Origin of the sequence: Vibrio sp. 10N.261.52.C11 (assembly GCF_041471405.1) — a bacterium.
Classification (GTDB): Bacteria; Pseudomonadota; Gammaproteobacteria; order Enterobacterales; family Vibrionaceae; genus Vibrio; species Vibrio crassostreae_C.
In genome coordinates this window covers 20,288-34,108 of sequence record NZ_JBFROI010000037.1, presented here as the reverse complement: position 1 = coordinate 34,108, position 13,821 = coordinate 20,288, and the positions used below count along the sequence as shown (strand labels likewise).

The following is a 13,821-nucleotide window of genomic DNA, read 5'->3' as shown; positions in this document are numbered from 1 at the left end:
ACCCCCGCCTCTCTATTGCGAAATTCAGCATATTCTTTTTACGTAGCTTGTATTTATAAAATTAACAAAAACATCTATATAACATATAAATATAAGGTAATGCAGCTAAAAATAGACCAAAAGCTCTTAATTTTAGACTCAAAAAAACCGGTCACCTTAGTAAGGTAACCGGTTCAATTTATGGGTTTAATTAAACATTTGTTGTCTAGTCATCATAAACAGGGAACTGTTCAAATGCGCGACGATAATTCACGTACTCATTAGAGCTCCATAACCTCAATTCTTCTGGGTCATAGTTGTACACTTCTTTATGAGCCGCATTTGTGGAACTGGTGTTGTTATCCGCAATCTGATTACCAAAGATTTGTGCTAAATCGAATATACGTTCGTGCTCTTCATCTTCGAATTTACCAATCGAGCTATTTTGTACCGTCTGCAAACTGGATTGAGAGTTACACTTACGTTTCATGTGATCTTCGGTCGACTCGCCATCGACTTTAAATCGTAAACACTTCTGACCATCTTCATCATATTCTTCGAACTGATTATCAAACATAAAAAAGCGTGCGAAACCAGTGGTGTCACGAAGAGCAACGAGCGCCTCTTTATCACCGACAGCGATAATACGAGCTTCGTTGCGATCTCGCGTATTCTTAAACACAGACAGCGCGTTACGGACTCGGTAAGGCAAACCGTTTAATTTTTCTACGCGAGCTTGCTGCTCTTCTGTGTATAAGGCGCGTGAAGCTAAAGCATTTGCAAGTGTGTTACGTGAACTCAACGAGTAATTTGTCCCTTTCCAAGTAAAGTTAATCCCATCTTCGTCGGCATAACTACTATTTGCATAGTTGACATGGATAGAGTCGCTAAAACCAGATACTGAGTCACTCAAACCATATTCATTTGCACGATTATACTTGTTTAGGTTAGCCAATAAGGTTCCAAAGTACGGCACCTTCGTATCTTGGCTAGCTCCCTCAGTCCAATACACAAATGCTTCATTACCGCCCATTGAGAAATAGCGCTTCATTGGCCACAGGTATGAAGGTGTAGCCTCAATTGTTTCGGTAATGTCTTGTTTGTATTTCAGAACCGTTTCTACGTAATCCCCTTTCCCATCAACAAAGATAGCTTGGCGAGCTTCAGCTCTACCCGTTAAATCGGATAGATACGTATACAAGTGTGAAATTTTGTCTGACATATCAACCAACGCTAAGCTCGAATTCTCAGTTGATTTGAATGGTGTATCACGCCTAACTAACATCTGTGCTGCTAGTAGTTTGTCTGGCCATACGCCTAACAAATCGACAGAAGAAGACGATGTTTGATAAGGGTTGTTCGCTTTTAAGCTCGCCCATACTTTTCCATCTCGAGTTTCAGAGCGAATGACGATCTCGTTAGCTTGACTTGCTAACATCTGAACTAATTCCTCATCGAAACAACTGGTTGGAACATCGCGATTTTGCGACATGCCGCCTTGGTAGGTTAACCAAAGGTCAGATAACTTAGCGAAACGATAGCGGTTAGGAACTCCAACAACACCACTCAATTCTTCTAATTCACAAACTTTATCTGGTGCTGTTAGCACTTCTAAAAAGAAGTCTGCTGCCAAATTTGCTGCATTATAAGTATCACAAATTGGACGAACACCCGCAGACAAGTTCTCTAATGGAATAGCGTTACCGCGAAAATCCACACAGTTGTTTCCGGCTATTTCTTCAAAAACCTGCCCTTTGTTATTCGTCGTATTTGCACCTAAGTAACGAGCAAACATAAAGTCAATTTCACCAACGTTTTCAACGATATCGCGAATTTTTTGGAACTCCCCCATTCGATATAAGAAGTAGCTATATTGATGAAATTGTTCAAATCTCTCACGTCCATTTCTTTGGTTAACCGTGTCGTAGCTATCTTTGTATCGCTGAATTCTAAACTCTGTGGCTTCTTGAAGGCTTGTACCTTCATCAAAACGATCACATAACAAGTTAGTGGTCGTGTGTTCATCCGTACAATAGCGATAGCTCACTAACGAATCTGGAATACCATTTTGACCAGCGTTAGCTCTCAAGTGTGCAATAACACCCGTCGGATAAACCTTATAGTCATTAGATAACTGACGGTCATACTCAGCCAAAGAATAGACTTTGCGCTTTTGTGCTCCTGTGGCGTCTACTACAGCGACATCGTCTCCCTCGCTATTGGTGTTAACGATAAGTTCATTTGTTTCAACCTGACGAGCATAAGCGAAACGTAAAGCGGCCTTGTCATACTTACCGAACGTCAACAGTTCATCAAATATTGATGCACCGTAATCCATGATCGAACTGTACGCAGCTGGCTTATCAAGGTGCCCAATTTTGCTTTGTGCAAGCTCAGCCTCTGTATAAAAATGGCTTTCGTCCGTTGAACCCATAAAGTTATGACGTAAACCAAGGTTATGCCCGAGCTCATGAATCAATGTTGATTTAAACATATGCTTTGAAATCGCTTGGCTTGCTAGCTTCTGCTGATCAATCGTTAGCGCTTCCCACGTTTTCATTTTGCTCTGATCAGCATCGGCGAAGAAGCCACCTTGGATATAGTCTAAACCCTTCACTAAGCCCTTTGACTGGGTACTTAACCACATCGCATCAACGCTATATACATTCTGCTCAGAGAATCGCTTCAACATATCTTGGCGTTTATAGAATGATTGCAAAGCGAGGTCTTGGTTGCTGGTATCGTATTTGAAATCCAAATCGGCTTCAGGCAGTGAATCGACTAAATTATCTTTGCCCACCAAATTAATTTCGCGTTCACTCAACGCTGGAACATTGATCGAAGGTCCTCGATCTTCCTCGAGCATTTTATTGAACAAATCGATTTCGGTTGGCTCAGAGCTTGATTTCGAAGCGTTGCTTTTTTCCGCCACAACCACAGGTTGTACTTTTTCAATTTCTTGGCGGTTGTAACGCTTAGCGAGATCATTCCACGTATGGCGACTTGCGGAACGAATCACACCTAAATATTGGTTAACATGCGCATGAATAATTTCACCCGTTAATGGGTTAGTGGCAGATGGGCCATAGCCAAGAAGGCCGTTGTCAACCGGATCCTCGATCAGGTTGAATACGTTGTAACGTAAGTCACCCGTTTTTACACCCGCTTTCTTGTCACTATTAACAATGTTAATGCGAGGAACACCTGTGCCTTCTAATGACTGATTTACCTCTTTCATGGTATCGAGCGTAAGTTGCAGGTACGCTTCATTGCCATCATCGAAGTAGCTGTCGCTTAAGTAGTAATCGATCGACTCTAACTTGGGATTGAATCGGTTAATATAAGAAAAACGAGAACCCTGTACGTTACTCTCACCAGTGTGAGTTTTTACTTCTTTGCTATCGTTGAAGAACCCAAAGTATGCGCTGTCTTGGCCTTGGTAATAGATAGGTTCGTAATTTTCACTTGCTAACTTATCAAGCTTAACAAGAGAATAGAAAAAACGTGTTTTGAATGATAAGTCTTTAAGCTCGCCACCAAACTGGTATTGATCTTCCGCTTCTGCAGTAAAGGTTCGTTCTACTTCAACGTTAATTACCCCACCTTCAGGATCGTATTCGTATGAAATCAAACGAGGCTCTGCAGACTCCGTAACATTACTGGAGGTATACCAAGCTCTAATTGTGTCTTGAGATAGTGATTTAATCTCTTCATATTTAGGTACAAAGTGTGTGGCTTGATCCCAAGAAACGTCTTCATCTGCGTTAATTTCTTCTTTATTTGTACATTCGCCATAACCGTTCTCAGCACAGCGATACTGACGGAATTCTCCAGGAATTTTAAGCACAGGAGCACGGTTAATTTCCGTATCCCAACGACTTTCATCTGTCGAATTCACTTTGTCGCGATCAACTTCTTCGACATAAATACCATTAGTTTCATCAAAACGAAGCGTCACCAACTTTGGATCGCCTTGGAAAAAGCCGCGCTGAGTCATTGCATAACGAGGAGCATCGCCGGTTGACGGCATGTACATCCAAAGTGATTCCGTATCTAAAGATTGAACAGAAATCTCTTCGGTTGGTTTTTCATAGGTGTCATAGGCACGATCTTCGGCCCCACACCCGCTGAGGATTGTGGCAATACTTGCTGCGATAATTGCTTGTTTAAACATAATTTACCTATATTTATAATTATATTACATTTTTACTTCTAACTATTTAAATTCAATGCGAACGGAGCAATATTAGAATTGATAGTTAATCACTGCGTAATAAGTTGTTTTCTTTAAATCGACTAAATCATTAAGAGGGTTTGAGCCTCTTTCTGGATTGTAATAACTAATGCCATTAGTCAAACCAGCAGAAATAGAAATACTCTTAGTTATTTGGTAACCCACCTCTTCCCCATGTAATAAAGTTGGGTCAAACGTGCTCCCGTTATAATCCCATGACTGTCTAGGCATTACGAAAATGTTAAAATAGAAGTCTTCTGCAAAAACATAATCAAGAGAAAATTGGCTGCTCAATTGGTATTCAATAAGCTGATTACCACCAGCTGTTTTATATTCGTGAAAGTTTTTTCTAAGTAATAACGTATTACTTAATGAAAGCCCTTCAATCCAATTATCGAATGGAGCACTCCACCTGACTTTCAACCTAGTTCCTAACGTTAGATCGTTCCTCCTTGACCATTTGGACGTTGGCAATATTACTCTCACCTCACCACTCAGTGATGAACCATCAGTTGGTTTGAATAATCCATTGCGCCCCCATGAGATGGACGTATCATTCCAGAACTGTCCCCTAGTCCCATATTCATCACCGTCGGACAAGTGGTAACCTGACGCCACAACTTGGAGTCGAGATTTGTCTGAAAACGAATATCGGACAACGCCAGTTGCAGAAGCCGAACGGTTTGCTAAAGACGCACTGTCTTCATATCCGTTTCGAGAATAGTCAGCACTAATGTATCCAGACCAAGGGTTTTCATTGTTTTTGGACTCCCACTCATCTTGCAAATTATTTGCTAGGGCGAGCGAAGGCGCCACCAGAATGAACGCTGGCAACATAAGTAGTTTATTCATATTTTCCTTCTTGTATTACACTTCCGTATTATATCTACATTTTCTTTTTCCAGTTTTAAGCCTGTTTAGCTAACCTCGTTGTTTTTATTTTATTCCTTTGAGATGGATGCGTTATTGGAATCGACGCCAATAGAGTTTTTGTATATTCTTCTTTTGGGTTTTTATAAACGTCTTCCACACTTCCAAACTCAATTATTTTACCTTTTTTCATTACGACCACATTATCTGAAATGTGCTTAACGACAGAGAGATCATGTGAAATAAAAATAATGGAAAGGTTCATCTCTTTTTGTATTTTTAGTAATAAGTTCAATATCTGTGCTTGCACAGAAACATCTAATGCCGATACTGACTCATCGCAAATCAATAACTTTGGCTTTAATGCTATTGCTCTTGCTATGCCTATACGCTGCCTTTGCCCTCCAGAAAACTCGTGCGGATAACGGGTTACGGCGGAGTGAGGTAATCCGATCTTATCGAGTAGATCTAAAACCCATTGCTTTCGGTCTTTCTTTGAACCAATCCCATGAATAATAAAAGGTTCTTCAAGTATGCCGCCTACTGTATGCCTCTGATTCAATGATTCTAGAGGATCCTGAAATACAATCTGCATATCTCGACGAAGTGGACGCATTCTTTTTGTACTGTAATGGGTGATGTCTTCGCCTTCGAAAAAGATCTTCCCAGCGGATGGCTCATACAGTTTAAGTAATGTTCTACCAAGCGTACTTTTTCCACAGCCAGACTCTCCAACCAAACCTAACGTCTCACCTTGCTTCACTGAGAATGAAACGCCGTCAACAGCCTTGATTACATAACCTTTCTTAAATAGGTTCTTACCTGATAGAAAATGCTGCTTTAGCCCTTCAATTCTAATGACTTCTGACATAATCAACTCCCCTTGTATTCTGGGAATTCATTCAAATCAATTGGGTTGATTTGAATGGTTTGTTTCGGCTCGACATTGAGATCTGGAATTAAGCTCAAGAGTCTTTTTGTATACGGATGTTGTGGGTGATCGAAAAGTTCGAAAATTTCTGCATGCTCAACAATACGTCCGTCATACATCACAGCGACTTCATCGCAAATTTCCGCAACAACACCTAGATCATGAGTGATAAAGATCACTGCCATCCCGGTCTCTTCTTGAAGCTCTCTTATCAGTTCCAAAATTGATGCTTGAACCGTTACATCTAATGCAGTCGTCGGCTCATCACATATCAAGATGTCAGGCTTACATGCAAGCGCTATCGCTATCATTACCCTTTGTCGCATCCCACCAGACAGGCTATGAGGGTACTCTTTAAAACGTAGTTTCGGCATTGGAATTTCAACTTTCTCAAGCAAACCAATTGCGTACTCTATCTTTTCAGACTTAGACATCTGGCTATGGTGCAAATCCAGAACCTCGACAATCTGCTTGCCAATTGTCTGAACAGGGTTCAAGGCAGTCATAGGGTCTTGGAAAATGATTGAGATACGGTTCCCACGCATCTTATGCATCTCATGTTCAGGTACCTCTGTAAGGTCTGTATCACGATAAATTATTTTTCCAGCCGTGACCTTTCCATAAGGCTTAGGAAGTAGTCCCATAATAGACATGGAAGTTACGCTCTTCCCACTGCCCGACTCTCCAACCAAACCGAGTGTTTTGCCTGATTTCACGTCAAAGGACACACCTTTCAGTATCTTGACAATGCCCTCATCAGTATTGAACTCTGCTTCTAAGTCACGAACTTTTAATATAATATTTTGGTTCATTCCACGGTCATCCTTAGAGCTTATATCTGTCATCAATGATGGTGATGGGTGGATATGCCTTACCTTCTTTAGAAGCCAACTGAGTTTCTTCTTTTAGGTCTGTATCAATCCAGAAATTACTGGTATCTAAAATATTAAACATGGCGCCAGTCTTCTTCGTCATTGGGTTCTTTGGGAACTTAATCCAACGCCAGTAGGCATCTCGCGTATAAGGCACCATATAGCCAGGCACAATCACATACGCATCCTTTATTTTTCTTTGGATGTTCTGAGATAGCTGCTGTTTTCTTTCCATATCAAACTCAGAAATAAACGCCTCAATTTTTTGATCTAGCTCTGGTGAACTGAAATTTGTATGGTTATTAGTTTGAGGACGGTTGGCATTTGTCGAGTGAAAATACTCTTTGTAAGCTGGTATCTCCCCTCCGCCCATATTAAGAAAAGCAAGCTGGTGCTTTTTCTCGAGAATAAATTTGAATGCAGCAGAACCATCGACAAGGTTTAAGTCGAGCTCTAAACCAGCTAACTTCGCTTGCTCTTTTAGATAGGCAATTCTTGGTGTCCAAATGTTGTAGCCATACGTAATCTTGAAACTCAAACGAAGCCCATTAGCATTCATTCGGATACCATCAGAACCGATATTATCGAAGCCTGCAGATTCAAAATAACCAATCGCAAGTTCAGGCCTAAACGGTGGCGGCTCTACGCCTTCTAAATCGTATTTTCCATGCCCAAACCCCATAGCATGAGGTTTTCTAGAGTAATCGCCTCGTAACACGTTTTTGATCATGCCGTCGAAATCAGTCGCGTACGTGATGCCTTTCCGAACATTAATGTCGTTCAGCAGTGGCATGGATGTATTGATCCATAAACCGCCTGCGCCTTGTGGCCTTTGATTAAAGCCCCAGAATTTCTGTATAAAGCCATGACTAAAAGGTTCTGAGTTAGTTTTCTCATGCCACAGTTGAGGCTGTACCATTGCAAACGTGTCTAACTTTCCTTTTTCAAAATGCTTGCGTGCAATATCACTATCACGAATTACCTTGATGCGAAGTTTTTCCACGTTAAATCGGTTTTTATAATATTTATTTCCGTAACCCCACCAGCTATCACCAACATGTGAAAACGTAATGCTGCGCCCTTTATTTACTTTTGATATAAAATAAGGCGATGTTGTTGGCTCTGCCTTGAAGTTGTATTTGCGAACAAAATTATCATCCATGCCATCCTTATTCCCATCGTTAATATCAACAAAATGATGCTTTGGACGAGGCTGGACTCCGTGACTCGGCATATTGATAAGAGCCATAAGTTCATCATTACTTTTAGGCTCGGCCATCGTAATACTTATCGTATAGTCATCGAATTTTTCAACGGTCGTGATGCTATTGCGGAAAAAGTCGCTATACCAAGGATCAATAATGTCTTTGGAACGGTAATACGTAAGCATAAATAGATAGTCGTCAGCCGTTACAGCTTCCCCGTCAGACCATTTCGCGTCAGGATTCAGTTTGAAATAAACCGTCTGGTGATCGTTCCCAAATGCCCATTCATTCGCCAGTTGTGGAATCCAATTGTCGGTATTTGGATGTCGTTGTGCCAATTTAGGCGTGCCATCCATTAAATAGAAACGAATACCTGAATTCGCGTCGGGGCCCACTGAACGTAATGTTTGTGGGAAACTAGGCATAAAGCTACGTAAAGTACCGCCACGCTTAGCCTCTTCAGAAGCAAAAACGGGATCATCCCAATTACTTTGCCATTCCAAGTTATTTGGTGTTTGTTGTGCTTGAGCTAAGAAACTCAACAACAAAGCGAATAGTCCGTATCTGTACATCATCACTTCCTAGTGCCTATCTATAAACTGTGTATTTTTTGGGATCAAAAGCCGTTCTTATCGCTTCACCGATGAATGTAACCATGACCAACACACCGACTATTGCCGTCACAACAGAGCCAACAATCCATGGCGAATCGAGATTCGACTTGCCTTGTTGAAGAAGCTCTCCCCAGCTTGGGGTCGGTGGAATAAGACCTAAACCTAAGTAGTCCAGTGCAGTTAATGCCGTGATATTGGCTGCAATAGTGAAAGGCGCCAGAGTGACGATCATCACCATCGTGTTGGGTAAAATATGATTGAAGAGGATTCTTGCTGTTGATGCTCCTAGCGCCTTTGCAGCTAACACATACTCTCGAGCAGATTCTCTGTAGGTCATCGTTCGCATGTACCAAGTAATACCCATCCATCCAAAAGTCACATTGATCAATACAAACAGCATGAATGTGGGTTGTGCTATCGAGACCAAAATCATGATCACGTAGAGGAACGGCACCATTGACCAAGTCTCAATGGCTCTTTGAACAATCAGATCAAATTTGCCACCAAAGAAACCCATCGCACACCCCACCGTTACACCAATGCTGTATGCGATGACCATAGTTATCAGAGCAAACCCCATTGCTGTTCTAAACCCGTAAACCAATCGTGCTAAAATATCCCTCCCGATTACGTCAGTGCCCAAATAGTGCTTTGAGTAAGCACTTGGAGCATGTGGCGGATATTCACCAGAGAAGTCTTGTTCATACGGATTCCAAGGCACCAAAGGTAAAATCGCAAAGTCACCATTGTTTTTATCTTTAAGCGCTAATTGAAGTAGTCGATAGTTTGCCTCTCCCGAAGACTCCAAACCAAATGTCTTGCCGGAGTAAACATCAGATACAATTGGAAAGTAATATTCCCCCTGATAACGCACCACTAAAGCCTTACTGTTGATCAACGCTTCAGCAAAAAGAGACAGTAATAACATTACAGATAGAATGATCAGCGACCAGTATCCACGCTTTATTTGTTTGAATCGCTTGATCTGCTTTAGCGTCAACGGATTTAATTTAATCATCATCAAGCTCCAAACTTCACTCTAGGATCGACCAATGCAACGCAGACATCAGACAAGATATTGCCAAGTAGCAATATGCAGGCGTTGATTGCGACAATACCCATAACCACTGGGTAATCTCTTTCTACAATTGATTCATAACCAAGCAGGCCTATGCCATTAATATCGAAAATGACTTCAATTAAGAAAGAGCCCGTCATGAAGAAAAGAAGAGAGTTGCCAAAGTGGCTAGCGATTGGGATTAAACTATTGCGTAGTGCGTGTTTACGAATCGCCTCTCTAAAAGGCAAACCTTTAGCGATAGCAGTGCGAATGTAATCTGACGATAAGTTTTCCATCAAATTATTCTTCATGGTCATGGTTAACGTCGCAAAGTCACCTATCAGATAACAAAGCAAAGGTAAGACCGCATGCCACAAAATATCAGTAATTTGCTCTGAGATAGTATTGAAGTCGTCGAAGTCATCATCCACAAAGCCCCCCATTGGGAACCACTCTAGGTGATAACTGAAAAACGTAATAAGAAGCACGCCGACCACATATCCTGGTAAGGCATAGCCGACAAAAATCATGATTGATGAAACAGAATCAAAGACGCTGCCGTGCTTCATCGCCTTAAAATAACCAAGAGGAATAGAGACAAAATAACTAATGAAAAAGGTCACACCACCATACATAGCAGAGACGGGCAGGCGCTCAAAAATCATGTCACTGACCGGTTCGTAGTAGCGTGTCGACTCGCCTAGGTCAAAATGAACAAGTCGAACTAGCCATTCGAGATACGCTTCCGTTACCGGCTTATCCAATCCATAAAATTTATTAAGATCGGCGAGTTGGTCTTCAGACAAAGCTGAGTTTTGGCCAACGAGACTAGACGCACCACCATCCCCTTGAGGCTGCATGTTAGCGAGCATCCTCTCGACAGGGCCACCTGGAACAAAACGCGTAATCGCGAATATCAAAATCGTAATACCAAGAAACGTAGGTACAACTAAAGCAAAACGTTTCAGTAAATATGCAATCATCCTAACTAGCCAAATTCCATTTAAAGCAATAGTTCATCAATTTAATCAATAAAACAAAGTAGTCAAATGGTTACATTTACCTACATTAACTTACAATTTCATTTAGTTTGGATTAATTTACTTAATAAATTTAAATCTTAATAATCAAAAGCTTAAATTGGACACCAGAAAGGAATTTTGAATTAGAAGGTGTGGGTAATCTTTGTTTGTAACTTAGAAAGTGAACTGCTTAGACAATTCAAACATGTTTGTAAGCTGCATTGATATGGTGACAAATCGAAATCAAATACAAAAAAATCGCCACTGTTAAACAGAAGCGATTTATTGGTCTAATGAATGAGGAGTTAATCTATGAATAATGTATTTGGCTACACACCACCAACGTTCGAGAGATTCACCAACTGCTTGGTATATTCATGCTGCGGATTACCAAACAAAGTCTCAGTGTCGCCCTTCTCTATTACCTCGCCAGCTTTCATGACGATGGTGTAATGACACAAGGATTTCACGACATTCAGATCATGACTGATAAACAAATAGGTCAGGCCATACTTTTCTTGAAGTGACTTCAGCAAATCCAATACTTGAGCTTGAACGGTTCTGTCCAATGACGATGTTGGTTCATCGAGCAGGATAAACTCTGGCTTTAAAATCAAAGCACGAGCAATCGCAATACGCTGCCTTTGACCGCCAGAAAACTCATTTGGGTAACGGTGACGCGTTTCAGGATCGAGGTCAACCTCTTTCATTACGTCACAGATGCGTTGGTCGAGTTCGTGCTCATCCAATTGTTGATGCACTAACAAACCTTCGCCAATCACCTGAGCGACCGACATTCTCGGGTTTAGCGCAGAAAACGGGTCTTGAAAGACTACTTGCATACGGCTTCTAAACGGAAGCATCTGTTTTCGATCTAAACCTTGAAGCTGTTCACTCGAGTAAGTGATTGACCCTTCACTATCTACCAGCTTAAGTATCGCCATACCGGTCGTCGATTTACCAGAACCACTTTCGCCAACCAAACCGATTGAGTGCCCTTTCTTCAAAGTGAACTCCATGTCGGTCACAGCTTTAACATGAGAAATGGTGCGCTTGAATAAACCGCCCGTGATCGGGAACCAAACACGAAGTTGATTTACATCGAGTAGCGGTTTGCTTTCGGGTGACACAGGAACGGGCAAACCTTTCGGATCAGAGTTAATAAGTTTTTGAGTGTAAGGGTGAGCAGGCGCGTTAAACAGGGTATGACAGTCGTTACTTTCAACCAAGCGACCATCTTTCATTACCGCTACTCTGTCGGCAATCTTACGAACGATACTTAAGTCATGAGTGATAAAAAGCATCGCCATACCGAGCTCTTGTTGCAGGTCTTTTAGAAGGTCGAGGATCTGCGCTTGTACCGATACATCCAATGCGGTTGTCGGTTCATCAGCGATAAGCAGCTCAGGTTCGTTGATCAATGCCATTGCGATCATCACGCGTTGGCGTTCTCCACCAGATAGCTCGTGCGGATAGGCTGATATCTTTTGTTCTGGGTAACGAATCCCCACCTTGGATAGCCACTCTATCGCTAAGGCTTGCGCTTTGTTGGTTCTCATACCTCGGTGAATCGCGAGGGTTTCAACAAGCTGTTTTCCGACTCTATGAAGCGGATTCAGCGACACCATGGGCTCTTGAAAGATCATGCCGATGCGACCACCACGAATCCCGCGCAGTTGTCTTTCAGAACAACTCAGAATATCGGTGCCAGAGAAGTTAATCTTACCGTTTAAGTAATGTGACGAGCCTTTAGGCAGCAGTTTCAATACTGAATTAGCGGTAACCGATTTGCCTGAACCACTCTCTCCTACCAGAGCAAGTGTCTCACCTTTGTATATCTCCAACGAGACATCATGAGTCACTTGCTCTATCGAGTCTTTACGCCCGAAACCGACAGACAATTTATCAATGGTCAGAACTGGAGAGGCATTAGCAGCCTCTGCTGTTGACCCTGAAGCAGGCGTTGTATTTGAAGTCATAACCTATCCTTACTTCTGTTGATGCGGGTCGAAAGCATCACGCACCGCTTCACCAACGAAGACCAGTAACGTAAGCATCAGTGAAAGCACGACGAAGGCAGAAATGCCAAGCCAAGGCGCTTGTAAGTTAGCTTTACCTTGCGCCAACAACTCGCCTAACGAAGGCGAACCCGCAGGAAGACCAAAGCCCAAGAAGTCTAACGAAGTCAGTGTGGTCACCGAGCCTGAAAGAATAAACGGCATCATGGTTAACGATGCAACCATCGCGTTAGGTAACATGTGACGAAGCATAATACGTTTGTCATCAACACCCATGGCTTGCGCGGCTCGCACATAATCGAAGTTTCGGCAGCGTAAAAATTCCGCTCGCACGATGCCGACTAAACTCATCCAACTAAACAGCACCATAATCCCGAGCAACCACCAGAAATTCGGCTCAATAAAACTCGACAAAATAATCAGCAAGAACAGGGTCGGCATACCAGACCAGACTTCAATGAAGCGTTGTCCGAATAGATCAACCCAGCCACCGTAGTAGCCTTGTGTTGCGCCAACCACGACACCAATCACGCTCGATACAATGGTCAGAATAAAACCAAATAGAACGGAAATACGGAAGCCATAAATGATACGAGCTAATACATCTCGCCCTTTGTCATCTGTCCCTAACCAGTTAACCGAATCAGGCTCCGATGGTACCGCGCCTGCGATATCAAAGTTGATAGTGTCGTAGCTAAAAGGAATGATAGGCCAAACGATATAGCCACTCTCTTCAATGAGGTCGATTACATACGGGTCTTTATAGTCAGCCTCGGTTTCAAACTCCCCCCCGAATTCTGTCTCTGCGTATTCATTAATGACAGGCACAAACCATTGATTGTCATAAGAAACCAATAGTGGCTTATCGTTCGCGATGATCTCAGCGAACAGGCTCAAGCCAAACAAGATGGTAAATATCCAAAGGGAGATAAAACCACGCTTGTTTGCTTTAAAACGTAACCAACGAGCTTCAGCTAAAGGGTTGTTAAACATTTATTATCAATACCTTGTTATTC

9 protein-coding genes are annotated in these 13,821 nt (G+C 42.1%); all 9 read right to left on the bottom strand.

What is annotated here, in order from left to right; translation table 11 throughout:
- Positions 1-205 precede the first annotated feature (205 nt).
- Positions 206-4,153, bottom strand: coding sequence for a zinc-dependent metalloprotease (locus AB4323_RS15890; RefSeq protein WP_102332887.1), 3,948 nt, complete (start codon positions 4,151-4,153; stop codon positions 206-208).
- Positions 4,154-4,225: 72 nt separating this feature from the next.
- Positions 4,226-5,065, bottom strand: a complete 840-nt coding sequence (locus AB4323_RS15885; RefSeq protein ID WP_372152870.1) for a hypothetical protein — start codon at positions 5,063-5,065, stop codon at positions 4,226-4,228.
- A gap of 55 nt (positions 5,066-5,120) precedes the next feature.
- Complete coding sequence (locus tag AB4323_RS15880) at positions 5,121-5,954, bottom strand: ABC transporter ATP-binding protein (RefSeq protein ID WP_017064735.1); 834 nt, start codon at positions 5,952-5,954, stop codon at positions 5,121-5,123.
- A gap of 2 nt (positions 5,955-5,956) precedes the next feature.
- Positions 5,957-6,826 (bottom strand): ABC transporter ATP-binding protein, encoded by an 870-nt coding sequence (locus tag AB4323_RS15875; protein ID WP_102332934.1) that lies wholly within the window; start codon positions 6,824-6,826, stop codon positions 5,957-5,959.
- A gap of 13 nt (positions 6,827-6,839) precedes the next feature.
- A complete protein-coding gene (locus tag AB4323_RS15870) occupies positions 6,840-8,663 on the bottom strand; it encodes an extracellular solute-binding protein (protein ID WP_102332888.1) in 1,824 nt (607 codons plus the stop codon).
- Positions 8,664-8,679: 16 nt separating this feature from the next.
- The gene (locus AB4323_RS15865; RefSeq protein WP_029235249.1) at positions 8,680-9,723 is read right to left on the bottom strand and encodes an ABC transporter permease; all 1,044 of its coding nucleotides are present in this window, start codon (positions 9,721-9,723) and stop codon (positions 8,680-8,682) included.
- Positions 9,724-9,725: 2 nt separating this feature from the next.
- A complete protein-coding gene (locus AB4323_RS15860; RefSeq protein ID WP_372152868.1) occupies positions 9,726-10,748 on the bottom strand; it encodes an ABC transporter permease subunit in 1,023 nt (340 codons plus the stop codon).
- Between the two features lie 368 nt (positions 10,749-11,116).
- Positions 11,117-12,766, bottom strand: a complete 1,650-nt coding sequence (yejF, locus tag AB4323_RS15855) for a microcin C ABC transporter ATP-binding protein YejF (protein WP_372152867.1) — start codon at positions 12,764-12,766, stop codon at positions 11,117-11,119.
- Positions 12,767-12,775: 9 nt separating this feature from the next.
- Positions 12,776-13,798, bottom strand: a complete 1,023-nt coding sequence (locus AB4323_RS15850; protein WP_372131844.1) for an ABC transporter permease — start codon at positions 13,796-13,798, stop codon at positions 12,776-12,778.
- Between the last annotated feature and the right edge of the window lie 23 nt (positions 13,799-13,821).